The sequence below is a fragment of the Acidimicrobiales bacterium genome (genome assembly GCA_016716005.1).
Taxonomy (GTDB): domain Bacteria; phylum Actinomycetota; class Acidimicrobiia; order Acidimicrobiales; family JADJXE01; genus JADJXE01.
The window spans coordinates 2,641,343-2,656,110 of sequence record JADJXE010000001.1 but is presented as its reverse complement, the minus strand read 5'-3'; the positions used below and the strand labels follow the sequence as shown (position 1 = coordinate 2,656,110).

Sequence of the window (14,768 nt, the reverse complement as noted above, 5' to 3'; positions counted from 1 at the left end):
CTCAGGCCGATCCGGTGGAGGTGAGCGGACTCGAACCGCCGACTTCTACGTTGCGAACGTAGCGCTCTGCCAACTGAGCTACACCCCCGGAGGGACCACGCATGGTAGCCGACCCCTGCCGGCGTCCCGGCCGTCAGCCGGGCCCGGCGTGGGCCCGGAGGGTGGCCTGCACGCGGGCATGCACGACGGCCGTGGTGACGTCGGCCCGGCTGCGCTCCAGCACCGCCCGGAGGGCGTCGAGGGTGCGCCGCAGGCCGTGGGTGACGGCGTCGGGCTCGTCGATCACCACCAGCGCGTCGTAGGCGCCCTCCATGGCGGCAAGCAGCTCCTCGGCCCGGCCGAGCTCACCGGCCCGGAGCCGGTCGAGCAGATGGCGGCGCAGCTCCGACGCAGCCTCGGCCAACCCCTTCAGCCAGGCCGCCGGCTGGACGCCGAGCTCGTCGGGCCCGTCCACCGGCGCGGCGACCACGAGCGCGGCCGTGAGGCGGGCCTCCGTGTACTCCTTCTCGGCGTCGTGGAGGAAGCCGGCGTGGGCCACGTCGGGGAAGGCGTCCAGGGCGTCCTGCGCCTGGCGCAGCGCCACCTCCGCCTCGCCTGCGAGCACGCCAGCCCGCTGCGGATCGAGGCGGTGCACGGCCCGGATCGAGCTGCCCGAGGCCCGGACCACCCGACGGCACGCGGCCAGCCCGACCTCGCGAGCCGAGGTGGCCGCCGACAGGCGAGCCGCGGCCGAGGCGACGGCCGCGTCGAGCTGGGCGAGGCGGAGCGGATCGGGAGCCGGGGACACCGGCCCGGTCAGCTGCCGGAGCGGCGGAGCAGCAGAGCCGGCTGGGAGCCGACCGAGGTGGGCAGGTAGCGCACCTTCACGGCCCGCTCCATCGACACCTGTCGGGCCCGCACCAGCAGGGCCGTGTACGCCAGGACGAGGCCCACCATCCCGGCAGCGGCAGCCCACAGGAGGATGCCGCCGCCCACGACGGCCAGGGCCACCACGAGCAGGGTGCTGGCACCCAGCCCGAACAGGATCGTGCGCCGGCGCTGCTGGGCCTGGTGGAGGGTGATGCCGGCGGCGGGGACGTCGACCGGCTGGGAGGCCGGGGTCGCGGCCCTGCGGCGCGTGGCCAGGTCGGTGACGTTCGAGCCGGCACTCGGGCTGGTGCGCTCGAGCACCGAGAGCTGGCGCCGGAACGACGAGATGGAGTCGCCGGGGCGGCTCTCCGTACGACTCCGGATCAGCGGTGGCAGCAGCACCGCAGCCCACATGAGAGCGAGGATCACCAGAACCAGCAACGTCACGCTCCGTGCCTACCTTTTCGTGTCGGGGACCGTAACCCTCGGTTCAGAACCGGTGGTGGATGGTCCGGGTGGGTCGGGGGTGCTGCGACGAACATTACGGTTCTACTACGAACCGGGGTCGGGCGCTACCCGGGTGTGGCGGGTGTCACAACGAGCCGGCGGCGGGTGTCACCGCCCGTCGGTGGCCTCGGGGCGACGGTACGTGCCGGACCGGCCACCGGTCTTCTCCCACAGCGTGATCTCGCCCAGCACCATGGAGCGATCGACCGACTTGCACATGTCGTAGATCGTGAGCGCGGCCACCGAGCAGGCGGTCAGCGCCTCCATCTCGACCCCGGTCCGGTCGAAGGTCTCGACCTGGGCCTCCACCTCGATGAAGTCGTCGTCGAGCTGGAAGTTCACGTAGACCGAACCGACCAGCAGCGGGTGGCACAGCGGGATCAGGTCGGGGGTGCGCTTGGCCGCCTGGATCCCGGCCACGCGGGCCACGGCCAGCACGTCGCCCTTGGTGACGGCGTTGGCCGCCACCTGGTTCACCGTCTCCGGACGCATGAACACCCTGCCCTTGGCGATGGCCCGTCGGTGGGTGGGGTCCTTGGGGGTGACGTCGACCATGCGGGCCCGCCCCAGCGGGTCGACGTGGGTCAGGCCGCGTTCGGTCATGGGCCTGCAGTGTAGGTGGCGGCCGGGAGCCGACGTCCGGGGCACGGGCACGGGCACGGGCAGGAGCGGGTGCCGTCGGCAAGACTGCCGGCGTGCAGACCATGACCGTGGGTGAGCTCCTCGTCCGTTGCCTCCACGCCGAGGGCGTCGACTTCATGTGCGGCATCGTCGACGGCGCCCACATCCCCTTCGTGGTGCACACGCCGGCCTACGGGATCCGGTACGTGAACACCCACCACGAGGAGGCGGCGACCCACATCGCGGAGGGCTACGCCCGCCTCACCCACCGCCCGGCCGTGGTCATCGGCAACCCCGGGCCGGGCGGGGCCAACATGCTGGCCGGCATCACCAGCGCCCAGGCCGAGGGGCACCCCGTGGTCGCCCTCGCGTGCACCCGCCGCAGCGCCACGACCCAGCCCGACCGGGGCGGGGCGTGGCAGGCGACCGACCTGGTGGAGATGGCCCGGCCGGTCACCAAGTACAGCGCCCTGGTGTCGCGCCCCGACCGCGTGCCCGAGCTGGTGCGGGCGGCCTTCCGCGCAGCCACCACCGGCCGCCCCGGCCCGGCCTTCCTGGCGATCCCCGACGAGATGCTGGGCGTCGAGGTCGACGTCTCCACCCTGCGCGTCACCCCGGCCGCCCAGAACCGCGTCGTCGACCTCGGCGCCGGCGACCCCGCCGCCATCGAGCAGGCCGCCGACTGGCTGGCCGCCGCCGCACGGCCGTTCGTCTACGCCGGCAAGGGCGTGCTGTGGTCGGGCGCCTCGGGCGAGCTGCTGGCCCTGGCCGACCACCTCGCCGCGGGCATGAGCACCTCGCTCGGGGCGCGGGGCGCGGTGCCCGAGGACCATCCGCACTACTTCCACCTGTTCGACATGCAGACCACCACAGCGGTGCGCACCGACGCCGACGTGGTGCTCGTGGTGGGTGCCCGACTGGGCGAGTACGACGGCTGGGGGATGCCGCCAGCGTGGGGCGACCCCGCCCGGCAGCAGACGATCCACATCGACGCCGACCCCTACTCGATCGGCCTCAACCGGCCCGTCGACCTCGGGATCGTCGCCGACGCCAAGGCCGCGCTCACCGCCCTGGGCAAGGCGGTGCAGGCCCGCACCGGGCCGCGCGCGGAGATGCCCGACCTGGCCCGCTACCGCGAGCTCACCCAGCAGACCGTCGCCGGCGCCGCCGGGTACGTGCTGGCCGAGACCACGGCCGGCGTGAACCCGGGCCAGATGGTGATGGCCGTGCGCGACTTCTTCCCCCGCCACGCGGTCACGGTTGCCGACGGCGGCAACACCACCCTGTGGACGGTGGCGCTGAACCCGATCTACGAGCCCGACGGCTTCCTGTACTCGGTGAAGATGGGCTACCTCGGCACCGGGCTGCCGTTCGCCATCGGCGCCAAGCTCGCCGCCCCCGGGCGGCCGGTGTACCTCGTCAGCGGCGATGGCGCCTTCGGCTTCAACGTGATGGAGCTCGAGACCGCGCTGCGGGCCGGCGCGCCGGTGATCGCCGTCGTGGCGGTCGATGACGGATGGGGGATGGAGCGCACCGCCCACCGCTTCAAGGGCTACACCGAGGACCAGTTCCAGGGCACCGACATCCTCCCCGGCACCCGCTACGACCTCCTCGCCGAGGCCCTGGGCTGCCACGGCGAGCTGGTGGAGGCGATCGACCAGCTGGTGCCCGCCCTGGAGCGGGCGGTGGCGTCGGGCAAGCCCGCCGTCGTCCACGTGCGGGTCGACCCCGCGGTGAACGCCGACGCCATCGGCTACGAGCAGTTCCAGCGGAGCCGCAGCCTGTGAGCCCGCCGCTCGAGGCCACGCGCCACCGCCGGGTGTTCATCACCGGTGCCCGCGGCTTCGTGGGCCGGGTCCTCGCCCGCCGCTACCGCGAGCTCGGCGCAGAGGTGCGCGGCCTCGACGTCGAGGCCGACCCCGCGCTGGGGGTCGTGGCCGGGGACATCACCGTCCCCGACGCCTGGCGCGCCCACCTGGAGGGCTGCGACCTGGTGATCCACACGGCCGCCGTGGTCACGAACAACGTCGACCGGGCGCTGGCGTGGCACGTGAACGTGGTGGGCACGCAGCGGGTGCTCGAGGCCGCGGCCGCCGCCGGTACCGACCGGTTCGTGCACCTCTCCACCATGGGCGTCACCCGCTTCGGCCAGGCCGAGCCGGCGGCCGTGGCCCGCTACTACCCGGGCCGCGAGATCGACGAGCGCTGGCCACTCATGCCGACCGACAACCCCTACGTCGACACCAAGATCGCGGCCGAGCACCTGGTGCTGGCCGCCCACGCCGCCGGCGAGGCGTCCTGCACCGTGGTGCGGCCGGCCGACGTGTACGGACCGGGCTGCCGGCCGTGGGTGCTGGAGCCCCTCGCCGCCATCCGCGCGGGCATGTTCCTGCTGCCGGCCCACGGCCGGGGGCTGTTCAACCTCGTCTACGTGGACGACCTGGTCGAAGGGATCGCGGCTGCCGCCGAGCGGCCGGAGGGTGCCGGGCAGATCTTCCAGCTCGGCGGCGAGGTCGAGGTCACCTGCGAGGAGTACTTCGGGCACTTCTTCCGGATGCTCGGCCGCGACGACGGGCCCCGCACCTTCGCCACGCCGGTCGCCATCGCCATCGCCGAGGCGGCCCGGGTCGCGCTCCGTCTCCGTGGCCGGCGCACCGAGATCGGCAAGGGCGCCATGCTCATGCTGTCGAAGACCCGCACCGTGTCCAACGCCAAGGCGCACCGCGTCCTGGGCTGGTACCCGAGGGTCGACCTCGACGAGGGCATGCGCCGGACCGAGGCCTGGCTGCGGGCCGAGGGCCTGCTCGACGCCCCGGGCTGAGCGCCCGGCCGGCCGGCGACGCCGACCCGGGGCCCCGGTCAGCCGCCGATCTGGCTCATCCCCCGCGCGGGCTTCGTGAAGTGGACCTGCCCGATGCTGTGGCCCGCCCACTTGGTGCCGACCGCCCGGGTGATCGCTGCGGCCAGGTCGTCGTCGGTCCCGCCGCCTCGGAGCACGGCCCGCAGGTCGAACTCCCGGGTGGCGAACAGGCAGGTGCGCAGCTGGCCCTCGGCCGTGAGGCGCACCCGGTCGCAGTCGCCGCAGAACGGCTTGGTGACGCTCGGGATGACGCCCACCGTCCCCCCGCCGTCGGCGTAGCGCCACCGGTCGGCCGGCGCCGAGCCCCGCCCGGGCAGGGGCTCCAGGTCGAACGCCGCGGCGAGGGCGTCGAGGATCTCGTCCTGGCTGACGACGGCACCCTGGCGCCACTGGCCCTGGGCGTCGAGCGGCATGAACTCGATGAACCGCACCTCGAGGCCCCACGCCCGACCCCAGGCGGCGACGTCGACGATCTCGTCGTCGTTGAAGTCCCGCACCACCACGCAGTTGACCTTGACCGGGTCGAAGCCGGCGTCCTGGGCAGCGCGGATCCCGTCGAGCACGCGGTCGAGATCGTCCCGGCGGGTGACCTCGAGGAACCGGTCGCGGCGCAGCGAGTCGAGCGACACGTTGAGCCGCGCCAGCCCGGCGGCCCGCAGGTCGTGCGCCAGGAGCCGCAGGGAGGCCCCGTTGGTGGTCAGGGCCAGGTCGGCCCGGCGACCCGGCCCCCCACCCCGCGCCGGCACGCGCAGGGAGGCCAGCTTCTCGACGAGCACGGGCAGGTGCGCCCGCACGGTGGGCTCACCGCCGGTGATGCGGATCCCGTCGAAGCCGAAGCGCTCCAGGCACACCTGCGCGACCCGCGCCAGCTCCTCGAAGGTGAGCAGCTCCGACCGGGGCAGCCAGGCCATGCCCTCGGCGGGCATGCAGTAGGAGCACCGGAAGTTGCAGCGATCGGTGACCGAGATCCGCAGGTCGCGGACGACCCGCCCGAACGGATCGACGAGTTCGGACGGCGCGCCGCCGTGGTGCGGTCCCCCCACCGGATTCACCCTACGCGAATAGGAGAATTCCGACCAGCCCGCCGGGGGGCACCCCGTCGCCGTCGGGCACGACGGCCAGGCCGTTGGCGGCGGCCGCGGCGGCCAGCTGGTGGGAGCCCTGGGCGCCGCTGGCCCGAGCGTGGTAGCGGCCGTCGTCGCCCCACGCCACGTGCACCCGCACGTAGTGGGTCTTGCCGTCGGGGCGGCGGCCGAGCCCGTCGTCGGCCACCGCAGCAACCCTGGGGCGATCGAGGTGGCGGTGGCCCATCATCTGGCGGAGCGCCGGGCGGGCCAGGAGCTCGAACGACACCAGGGACGACACCGGGTTCCCCGGAAGGCCGAACACAGGCGTGCCGGCGACGACCCCGAAGGCGAAGGGCTTGGCCGGCCGGATCGCGATCTGCATCCACTCCATCCGGCCCAGCCGATCGAGGAGCACCTTGACCAGGTCGAAGTCGCCCATGCTCACGCCGCCGCTGGTGAGCACCGCATCGCACTCGGCGACGCCCCGGCCGACGGCGGCGGTGATGGCGCCTTCGTCGTCGGGGACGAGGCCGAGGTCGACCGGGGTGCAGCCGGTCTGGGCGAGCAGGGCGAGCAGCAGACGCCGGTTCGAGTCGCGGATCTGGCCGGGGCCGAGCGGCCCGGGGCCGTCGACGAGCTCGTCGCCGGTGGAGAGCACGCCCACCCGGGCCCGGGGATGGACCGGCACCCGCCGGTAGCCCAGGCTGGCCAGCAGGCCGAGGTGGGCCGGCCCCAGCTCGGTCTGGGCCTCGATCACCACGTCGCCCGGGCGGACGTCCTCGCCCGCCCGGCGCACCGCGGCTCCGGGGCCCACCGACGACCGCACCAGCACGTGGCCGTCACCGGCCGGCTCCGTGTCCTCGACCATGACGACGGCATCGGCACCGACCGGCAGAGGCGCGCCGGTCATGATCCGCAGCGCCTCGCCGCGTCCGACGGCCACCTCGGCCACATCGCCGGCGGCCAGGGTGCCCAGGTCGCGCAGGCGAACCGGCGCGTCCGTGGTGTCGGCGGCCCGCACCGCGTACCCGTCGACGGCCGTGTTGTCGAAGGGGGGCACCGCCTCCTCGGCCACCAGTGGCACCGAGGTGACGCAGCCGAGCACCTCGTCGATCGGCAGGGCGAGGGGGTGCAGCCGAGGGCACTCGGCCAGCACCCGGGCCCGGGCAGAGGCGAGGGGCAGCACGGTGCCAACCTACTGGCCCGCCCCGACCGGCGGGCCGCCCGGTGCGGCCCGGCCGGGCGAGCCGCTCGACCGAGCCACACTGCGGCCGTGCATCGAGTCGTGCGGTGGAGCGGCTGGGGCGGGACCACGGTCGAGACCCTCACCCTCCGGGACGAGGGGGCCGGCATCACCGCCGACGGCCGGATCACCCCCACCGACGACCCGGCGACCACGCTGGTGCACTGGGCGATGCGCCTCGACCGCGGCTGGCGGGTTCGCCACCTCCTGGTGTTCACCTCCGACGACGGCGACCAGCCCGACCTGTGGCTGGCGCACGACGGCGAGGGGTCGTGGCGGCACGTGCACGGCGCCGACCGCCCCGATCTGGCCGGCTGCCTCGACGTCGACCTCACCTGCACCCCGTTCACCGAGACACCGCTGGCCCGCCGGCTCGACCTCGGGGTGGGCGACCACGCGGAGCTGGCCGTCGTGCACGTCGACGCCGTCGCCCTGGAGGCCTCGCCCGGGCGACGGCGCCTCACCCGGCTGGCGCCGTCACGGTGGCGGCACCAGAACCTCGCCACGGGATGGGCGGTGGACGTCGACGTGGACGACGACGGCCTGGTCCTGGACGAGGGTGGGGTGTCCCGGCGCCTGGCCGACCCCGCCGGCTGATCCGCCCTACTCGGCCAGCGGCGAGGTCCCACCCTCGCCGGCGTCGAGGCGCTCCCGCTCGCACACGCTGCGGAGGAAGCGGCGGAAGTCGGGCCCGAGATCGTCACGCTCGAGGGCCAGCTCGACGGTGGCGCGCAGGTAGTCCAGCTTCTTGCCGATGTCGTACCGGCCGGTCTCGAACACGTAGCCGTACACCGTCTGCTCCGCCAGCAGCAGGCCGATGGCGTCGGTGAGCTGGATCTCGCCGGCCACGCCCGGCTGGACCTTCTCGAGCGCGTCGAAGATCTCCGGCGTGAACACGTAGCGGCCCATCACCGCCAGGTCGGACGGCGCGTCGGCCACGGCGGGCTTCTCCACGATGTCGAGCACCCGCACCAGGTGCTCGCTCACCGGCTCCGGCCGGACGCAGCCGTACGAGGAGATCTCGCCGGCCGGCACCCGCTTCACCGCCACGACCGACCGGCCGTAGCGCTCGTACACCGAGAGCATCTCCTCGAGGGTGCGGGAGCGCTCGCTCATCAGGTCGTCGCCCAGCAGCACCACGAAGGGCTCGTCGCCCACGTGCTCGCGGGCGACGCTCACCGCGTGGCCGAGACCCCGGGGCTCCCCCTGGCGCACGTAGTGCAGGTCGGCCATGTCGGCGATGGCGCGCATCTCGGCCAGCAGCTCGTGCTTGCCGGCGGCCTCCAGGTAGTACTCGAGCTCGAAGGAGCGGTCGAAGTGGTCCTCGAGGCTGCGCTTGCCCCGGCCGGTGATGACGAGGATGTCACGGATCCCCGCCCGGACCGCCTCCTCGACCACGTACTGGATGCCCGGCTTGTCGACGACCGGGAGCATCTCCTTGGGCTGGGCCTTGGTCGCGGGCAGGAACCGCGTGCCGAGGCCGGCCGCGGGGATGACCGCCTTGCGCACCTTGTGGGTCATGCAGCGGCATGTTGGCACGCGCCGGCGGCTGGCGCTCGACGGTGCGACCGATACACTTCACGCCCGGCTGGGTCGAGTGCGAGCCCGTCCCGGAGGTCCCGATGCCCACGTACGAGTACCGCTGCCGCGACTGCGGCCAGTCGCTCGAGGTCGTCCAGCGCTTCACCGACGACGCCCTCACCGAGTGCCCGGCCTGCGGTGGCGACCTGCGCAAGGTGTTCGGCAACATCGGCATCAGCTTCAAGGGCAGCGGCTTCTACAAGACCGACAGCCGATCGAAGAGCTCCTCCACCACGCCCTCGTCGACCAGCCCCTCCTCGACCAGCCCCTCGTCGAGCGACGCCGCGTCGGGTTCGCCCTCCACCGACTCGTCGTCGGGTGCGTCGAGCACCCCCGCGCCGTCGACCACCCCCGCGCCGTCGAGCACCCCCGCGCCGTCGACCACCTCCGCGGCCTGACCGCGGCCCCGGGGACCGCCCGGGGCCCCTCGGCTTCCCCTCCCCGTGCATCCCGCCCGGAGGTCGCGCCATGCCCGCAGCCAGGGTCACCCCCGCACCGTCCCCTCGCCTGCTCCTCACGTCGCTCCGCCGCCGGCCGCTGCTGGCCTGGGGCGTCACCCTCACCCTCGCCGGTCTCACCGCCGCGGTCGTCGGCGGGCTCACCGCGCGAGCCGGTGCCACGCTCGATCGCTACGGCACCACCCGCACCGTGGTGGTCGCCGCGGCCGCCCTCCCGGCCGGCCACCGGGTGGGCCCCGGCGACGTCACCCGGCGCGACGTGCCCGTCGCCTTCGTGCCCGACGGCGCCCTCGCCGAGGCGCCGCTCGGCCGGCGGCTCCGCGACCCGGTGGCGCCCGGGGAGGTGCTCGTGCCCGGGCGGCTGGCCCCCGACGGGGTGGGCCCCCTGGCCGCCCAGCTGCCGGCCGACCAGCTCGGCCTGGCCGTCCCGGTCGACGCACCGGGCCTGCGCCTCGGTCCCGGCGACGTGGTCGACGTGCTGGCCACCTTCGACCCCACCGCCGCCGGCGAGGGCGACCCGACGGTGACGGTGGCGTCCGGCGCCACGGTCCTCGACACCAGGGAGGGGTCGGTCACGCTGGCGGTGGACGCGGCCGACGCGCCGCGCGTGGCCTTCGCCCTGGCCGCCGGGGTCGTGACCCTGGCCCTCAGGGGCGGCGGGCCCGGGTGATCAGCGCCAGCCTGCCGCCGCCACCAGCAGCACTGCGCCGCCGGCGACAAGCCGGTAGGCCACGAAGGGGGTGAAGGTCCGGGTGCGCAACCACGTGAGCGTGGCCCACACCGCGACCCAGCCGAAGACGGCCGAGGCGACGACGCCGGCCACGAAGGCGCCCCGGAGGTCGTCGGGGATGCCGGTCTGCAGCGCGTCGAGGCCCTTGTAGAGCAGGGCACCGGTCGTCACCGGGATGCTCATGAGGAAGCTCAAGCGGGCCGCCGACGCCCGGTCGAAGCCGATCCAGCGGCCGACCGTCATGGTCACGCCCGAGCGCGACACCCCGGGCGACAGGGCGAGCGCCTGACCGGTGCCCATCAGGAGCGAGTCGCGCAGGCCGAACCTCCCGGCCGGTCGGTTCCCGTGCAGCCGGTCGGCCCAGCCCAGCAGCAGGCCGAACAGGATGAGGTTGACGCCGATCAGCCAGGGGGCGCCCAGCTCGCCCTCGATGAACCCCTGGAGCGTGGCCCCGGTGATGGCTGCCGGGACGGCCGACAGCAGCAGCAGCCACGCCGTGCGGCCCTCGGGGCTCACGAAGCGGCGTGCGACCAGCGACGCCAGCCCGTGGCGCGCGTAGCCGAGCAGGTCGCGCCAGAAGTAGGCCACCACCCCGACGAGCGTGCCCAGGTGCAGGGCCACGTCGAAGGTCTTGGCCAGCCCGTCGTCGCCGCGGAAGTCGTCCCACCCCATGACCCAGGGGACGAGGACGAGGTGACCGCTGGAGGAGATGGGCAGGAACTCGGTGAGCCCCTGGACGGCACCCAGCACGATGGCGTGGACGATCGGCACGTCGACCCCGTCAGGTGGCCCGCGTGGACGGCACGATCCGGGGGCGCCACTGGCGCGGCCGGTCGAAGTGGTGGCCCACCACGACGGCGTCGCGCAGCGACGCGAGGAACGACTCGGGCCCGTCGAAGTCGGGCATCTCCGTGTAGGCCGAGCCGATGGCCTCGGGCACGTGGGCGTCGCTGCCGGCCCCGGCGGCCAGCCCGTACGTCGCGGCGAAGGTGGCGGCCTGCTGGTTCAGGTGCTCGAGCGACGTCTTGGCGTTGCGCACCTCGACCGCGTCGAGCAGGCCGTGCTCTGCCAGGTCGACGAGCTCGGGCTCGCGGAGGTTGGCGCGCAGGGGGTCGAAGGGGTGGGGAACGTAGACGATGCCGCCCTGGTCGCGGATGCGCCGGGCGGCCTCCCGGGGAGCGAGGCCGTACGGCAGGCGTTGACTGAGGAACAGCCCGATGATCTCGCCCGCGTGGGTTCGGAGCTCCTCGCCCACGATCACCCGGCACGGCAGCCGGTCGGACAGCTCGAGGGCGCCGTTGATGGTGGTGTGGTCGGTGATGCACAGCACGTCGATCCCTGCGGCCCGCACCGCCTCCTCGAGCTCGTCGGGGGTCGTGGTGGCGTCGCCCGACCACATGGTGTGGCTGTGGAGATCCACCCGGACCCACCCGGGCCGCAGCGGCGCCGCCAGGTGCGGATGGCGCTCCACGGCGTCGGGGGCGGGTGTGGGCACGAGGGCAGAGGGTAGGAGCCTCAGGAGCCGCTGAGCGAGACGTCGCGCAGCGCCAGGCTCACACCGGCGGTGCCGTCGTGCTCCCACTCGAGGTCGGCGCCCACGGCCACGACGTCACGGAGCATGCGCTGGAGGGCCGAGGCGATCGTGACCTCGCGCACCGGTTCGGCCAGCTCCCCGCCGCGGATCCGCAGACCCTCCACCCCGACCGAGAAGTCGCCGCTCACCGGGTTCACCCCCGAGTGGAGCCCGCTCACCGACTGCACCAGCAGACCGTCGCCGGCCTCGGCCAGCACCTCGGCGGCCGAGCGGGTGCCCGGCTCGATCTGGAGTGCATGGGCACCCACCGCCGGCGTCGAGGCGTAACCGCGGACGGCCGACGCGGTGGACACGGCACCGGCCCGACGGGCTGTGTACGTGTCGTGGAGGAACGACCGGAGCACCCCCGAGCCGATGAGCGGGATGCGCCGCGTGGCCAGACCCTCGCCGTCGTGCGTGTCGGCGCCGAGCGAGCGCGGATCGGTGGCGTCGTCGACGAGCGTCAGCAGCGGCGACGCGATCTCCTCGCCCAACCGGTCGGCGAACGGTGAGCGGCCCTTCAGCACCCGCTCGCCCGACAGCATCCCCCCGATGATGCCGAGGAACGCGGCCGTGACCCGCGGCTCGAGCACCACCGTGAGCCGCTGCGACGGCGCCTTCCTCGCCCCGAGCATGCGGGTGGCCCGAGAGACCGCCTCGGCCGCCGTGGCCTCGAGGTCGAGGCTGTCGAGGTCGCGGCCCACGTCGACCCCGTGGCCCGTCTGGGTCTCGCCGCCGTCGGCGGCCAGCGCCGACGCCGACAGCCAGCAGCTGGTGGCCCGTGAGGCCACTGCGATGCCGGTGCTGGTGGCCACGGCCGCCTCGCCCGCACCGTCGCCGTAGCTCGCGGTGCGCACCCCGATGATGCGGGGGTCGCCCGCGGTGACCAGGCGCTCGAGCTCGATCGCCAGCTCGACCTTGCGAGCGGTGGGGATCGCGGCCACCGACGGTCGGTAGAGCTCGAGCGACGGGGGCGCGACGCCGTCGGGCTCGGCGAGGCCGTACCAGGGGTCGGGCTCACCGAAACGAGCGTTGTCGCGCGCCTCTGCGAGGGTGTCGGCGATCACGCCCTCGTCGAGGGTGCCGGCGCTGGCGAACCCCTGCCGACCGTCGACGACGACGCGCACGCCGACACCGGCCGACTCGGCCTGCGTGAGCGCCTCCACCTCGCCGCGGTAGGCCCGCACCGACGTGGATCGGCCGCGTGCCACGTAGGCCTCCAGCTGCTCGCCGGGCAGCGCCTGGCCGGCGATGCGCTCGGCCAGCCCGAGCAGCTCGCTCACCGCGACCCGCCGTCGGGGCCGGGGTCGGGGCTCATCCCGCGGTACCGCCGACGGTCAGGGCGGTCACGCGCAGCGTGGGCTGGCCGTCGCCGACCGGCACCCCCTGGCCGTCCTTGCCGCACGTGCCCGGCGAGCCCATGGCGAAGTCGTCGCCGATGGCGTCGATGTTGCGCAGCACCTCGGGCCCGTTGCCGATCAGGTTGCCCTCCCGAAGGGGCTCGGTCAGGACCCCGTCCTCGATGAGGTAGGCCTCGGTCATGCCGAACACGAAGTCGCCCGACGCGGTGTTCACCTGGCCGCCGCCGAGCTGGGCGACGTAGACCCCGCGGTCGGTCTGCCGGACGATCTCGTCGGGGTCGTCGGCGCCGTCCAGCACGTAGGTGTTCGTCATCCGCACCATCGGCAGGTGCTGGTAGCTCTGGCGGCGACCGTTGCCGGAGCCGGCTCGCCCCTCCTGGCGGGCCCGCAGGCGGTCCCACATGAAGTCGGTGAGGACCCCGTCCCGGATCAGCACGTTGCGCTGTGCGGGGTGGCCCTCGTCGTCGATGGAGATGGCACCCCACTCGCCGGACATGGTGCCGTCGTCGACCAGCGTCACGAGCGGGCTGGCGACGAGCTCGCCGACGCGGCCCCGGAACACCGACGCGCTCTTGGCCACCAGGTCGGCCTCGAGACCGTGCCCGCACGCCTCGTGGAACAGCACGCCGCCGCCGCCGCTGCGCAGCACCACCGGCATCGTGCCCGACGGTGCCGGCCGGGCCGTGAGCTTGGTGAGCGCCCGGCGGGCCGCCCGGCGGGCCAGGTCGTCGACGTGGTAGCGCTCGAACAGCTCGAAGCCCACGGTGTGCCCGACCGACTCGTGACCGGTCTGCATGCCGGTGTCGCCGGTCGCCACGCACGACACCCGGAAGAGGGTCTTCACCTGCTGGTCGCCGGCGAGGAGCCCCTCGCTGTTCGCCACGAGGATCGACCGCCAGCTGTCGCCGTAGGACGCGGCCACCTGCCGGATCGCCCCTCCCTCGGCGCGGGCCGCCTCGTCGGCCCGCTTGAGGAGCTCGACCTTGCGCGCCTTGGCCACGCCGGCCGGCGGGATCGCCACCGAGCCCTCCGGTGCCACCGCGCGAGCGGACAGGGCAACGGCCCGGGTACCACCCCCACCCTGCCGGGCCACGGCTGCGGCCGCCTCCGCCGCCGCGAGCAGGCCGGCCTCGCCGAGGTCGGCGGTGTGGGCGAACCCGGTGGTCTCACCCACCACGACGCGGATGCCGGCGCCCCGGCTGCGCGACGACGTGACCTCCTCGACCTTCCCGTCGTCGAGGTACGCCGAGGTGCCACGGCGATCCTCGACGAAGACCTCGGCGAAGTCGCCCCCCGTGCGCAGCGCCGCGCCCAGGGCCCGCTGCAGCACCGACTCGTCGATCACCAGACCACTCGCTCTCCGCCCCTCGGAGGGGCCCGGACGAAGGAACCGGACGGAAGCACCGGACGGTTCGGAGCGGGGCTCTTGCGCTCGCTGGCCGAGCCCGTCGCGGCGGTCGTACTGTACCCGGGTGCCTCTGGAGCCGGGCCTGTCGGGCGAGGCCGAGCTGATCGTCGCCGAGGCCGACACCGCCGTGGCCATGCGCTCCGGCGAGGTTCCCGTCCTGGCCACGCCCCGGGTCGTGGCCCTGTGCGAGGAGGCCACGGTGGCCGCCGTCGACGGGCGGCTGGCGGCCGGCGAGACCTCGGTCGGCATGCGGGTGCAGCTCGACCACCTCGCGCCGACTGCCGTCGGGTCGCGGGTGCGGGCCGAGGCGACCCTCGAGAGGATCGAGGGTCGGCGGCTCGTCTTCACCGTGTCGGTCAGCGACGCCCGCGGCCTGGTCGCGGCGGGCAAGGTGACCCGCGCCATCGTCGACTCCGAGCGCTTCCTCGACAAGACCCGGTAGACGATCGTGCGGCCCGGCGCGACGCTCGGATCGGGTGGGGGCGCGCCCCGCCCGTTGAGGAGGCCGCG

Annotated in this window: 16 protein-coding genes and 1 tRNA gene; 6 read left to right on the top strand and 11 right to left on the bottom strand. The window is 74.5% G+C overall.

Annotation, left to right across the window (positions count from 1 at the left end; genetic code table 11):
* Nucleotides 1-15 precede the first annotated feature (15 nt).
* From IPM45_13085 to moaC, 4 genes are all read right to left on the bottom strand, one after another.
* Nucleotides 16-88 (bottom strand) — tRNA-Ala (locus IPM45_13085).
* A 45-nt stretch (nt 89-133) separates the two neighbouring features.
* Entirely contained in the window at nt 134-787 is a 654-nt protein-coding gene (locus tag IPM45_13080; protein MBK9180468.1) for a haloacid dehalogenase, read from the bottom strand.
* An 8-nt stretch (nt 788-795) separates the two neighbouring features.
* On the bottom strand, nt 796-1,296 hold the full coding sequence (locus tag IPM45_13075) for a hypothetical protein (GenBank protein MBK9180467.1): 501 nt from the start codon (nt 1,294-1,296) through the stop codon (nt 796-798).
* Nucleotides 1,297-1,464: 168 nt separating this feature from the next.
* A complete protein-coding gene (gene moaC, locus IPM45_13070; GenBank protein ID MBK9180466.1) occupies nt 1,465-1,959 on the bottom strand; it encodes a cyclic pyranopterin monophosphate synthase MoaC in 495 nt (164 codons plus the stop codon).
* A 92-nt stretch (nt 1,960-2,051) separates the two neighbouring features.
* Here moaC and IPM45_13065 point away from each other — a divergent pair, with 92 nt between their 5' ends.
* Together IPM45_13065 and IPM45_13060 are read left to right on the top strand one after the other, a co-directional pair.
* Nucleotides 2,052-3,764, top strand: coding sequence for a thiamine pyrophosphate-binding protein (locus tag IPM45_13065; GenBank protein ID MBK9180465.1), 1,713 nt, complete (start codon nt 2,052-2,054; stop codon nt 3,762-3,764).
* Entirely contained in the window at nt 3,761-4,798 is a 1,038-nt protein-coding gene (locus IPM45_13060) for an NAD-dependent epimerase/dehydratase family protein (protein MBK9180464.1), read from the top strand. Before IPM45_13065 ends, IPM45_13060 begins: the two co-directional genes overlap by 4 nt.
* A gap of 38 nt (nt 4,799-4,836) precedes the next feature.
* Here IPM45_13060 and moaA read toward each other — a convergent pair whose 3' ends face one another.
* Nucleotides 4,837-5,880: a GTP 3',8-cyclase MoaA gene (gene moaA / locus IPM45_13055; protein ID MBK9180463.1), complete on the bottom strand. Its 1,044-nt coding sequence runs from the start codon at nt 5,878-5,880 to the stop codon at nt 4,837-4,839.
* A gap of 10 nt (nt 5,881-5,890) precedes the next feature.
* Nucleotides 5,891-7,090, bottom strand: a complete 1,200-nt coding sequence (locus IPM45_13050; protein ID MBK9180462.1) for a molybdopterin molybdotransferase MoeA — start codon at nt 7,088-7,090, stop codon at nt 5,891-5,893.
* An 87-nt stretch (nt 7,091-7,177) separates the two neighbouring features.
* Between IPM45_13050 and IPM45_13045 the strand changes: the two genes are divergently transcribed.
* Nucleotides 7,178-7,744 carry a putative glycolipid-binding domain-containing protein gene (locus IPM45_13045; protein MBK9180461.1) on the top strand — a complete coding sequence of 189 codons (567 nt, stop codon included), beginning with the start codon at nt 7,178-7,180 and terminating at the stop codon, nt 7,742-7,744.
* A gap of 6 nt (nt 7,745-7,750) precedes the next feature.
* Here the strand turns inward: IPM45_13045 and galU are convergent, their stop codons facing one another.
* Nucleotides 7,751-8,668, bottom strand: coding sequence for a UTP--glucose-1-phosphate uridylyltransferase GalU (gene galU, locus IPM45_13040; protein ID MBK9180460.1), 918 nt, complete (start codon nt 8,666-8,668; stop codon nt 7,751-7,753).
* Nucleotides 8,669-8,769: 101 nt separating this feature from the next.
* Here galU and IPM45_13035 point away from each other — a divergent pair, with 101 nt between their 5' ends.
* Together IPM45_13035 and IPM45_13030 are read left to right on the top strand one after the other, a co-directional pair.
* On the top strand, nt 8,770-9,126 hold the full coding sequence (locus IPM45_13035; protein ID MBK9180459.1) for an FmdB family transcriptional regulator: 357 nt from the start codon (nt 8,770-8,772) through the stop codon (nt 9,124-9,126).
* A gap of 70 nt (nt 9,127-9,196) precedes the next feature.
* On the top strand, nt 9,197-9,856 hold the full coding sequence (locus IPM45_13030; GenBank protein MBK9180458.1) for a hypothetical protein: 660 nt from the start codon (nt 9,197-9,199) through the stop codon (nt 9,854-9,856).
* Here the strand turns inward: IPM45_13030 and IPM45_13025 are convergent, their stop codons facing one another.
* The 4 genes from IPM45_13025 to IPM45_13010 are packed head-to-tail and all read right to left on the bottom strand — an operon-like array spanning nt 9,857 to nt 14,393.
* On the bottom strand, nt 9,857-10,687 hold the full coding sequence (locus IPM45_13025) for an undecaprenyl-diphosphate phosphatase (GenBank protein MBK9180457.1): 831 nt from the start codon (nt 10,685-10,687) through the stop codon (nt 9,857-9,859).
* Between the two features lie 10 nt (nt 10,688-10,697).
* Nucleotides 10,698-11,411, bottom strand: a complete 714-nt coding sequence (locus IPM45_13020; protein MBK9180456.1) for a PHP domain-containing protein — start codon at nt 11,409-11,411, stop codon at nt 10,698-10,700.
* Between the two features lie 20 nt (nt 11,412-11,431).
* Complete coding sequence (locus IPM45_13015; protein MBK9180455.1) at nt 11,432-12,772, bottom strand: TldD/PmbA family protein; 1,341 nt, start codon at nt 12,770-12,772, stop codon at nt 11,432-11,434.
* A 31-nt stretch (nt 12,773-12,803) separates the two neighbouring features.
* Nucleotides 12,804-14,393: a TldD/PmbA family protein gene (locus IPM45_13010; protein ID MBK9180454.1), complete on the bottom strand. Its 1,590-nt coding sequence runs from the start codon at nt 14,391-14,393 to the stop codon at nt 12,804-12,806.
* Between IPM45_13010 and IPM45_13005 the strand changes: the two genes are divergently transcribed.
* Complete coding sequence (locus IPM45_13005; protein ID MBK9180453.1) at nt 14,392-14,700, top strand: thioesterase; 309 nt, start codon at nt 14,392-14,394, stop codon at nt 14,698-14,700. The genes IPM45_13010 and IPM45_13005 overlap by 2 nt on opposite strands.
* Nucleotides 14,701-14,768 lie beyond the last annotated feature (68 nt).

What these genes read in the sequence shown, in the direction of transcription:
- moaC (MBK9180466.1), bottom strand. Translation starts at nt 1,959, where the DNA reads ATGACCGAACGCGGCCTGACCCACGTCGACCCGCTGGGGCGGGCCCGC.
- galU (MBK9180460.1), bottom strand. Translation starts at nt 8,668, where the DNA reads ATGACCCACAAGGTGCGCAAGGCGGTCATCCCCGCGGCCGGCCTCGGC.
- IPM45_13035 (MBK9180459.1), top strand. Translation starts at nt 8,770, where the DNA reads ATGCCCACGTACGAGTACCGCTGCCGCGACTGCGGCCAGTCGCTCGAG.
- IPM45_13030 (MBK9180458.1), top strand. Translation starts at nt 9,197, where the DNA reads ATGCCCGCAGCCAGGGTCACCCCCGCACCGTCCCCTCGCCTGCTCCTC.
- IPM45_13005 (MBK9180453.1), top strand. Translation starts at nt 14,392, where the DNA reads ATGCGCTCCGGCGAGGTTCCCGTCCTGGCCACGCCCCGGGTCGTGGCC.
- IPM45_13010 (MBK9180454.1), bottom strand. Translation starts at nt 14,393, where the DNA reads ATGGCCACGGCGGTGTCGGCCTCGGCGACGATCAGCTCGGCCTCGCCC.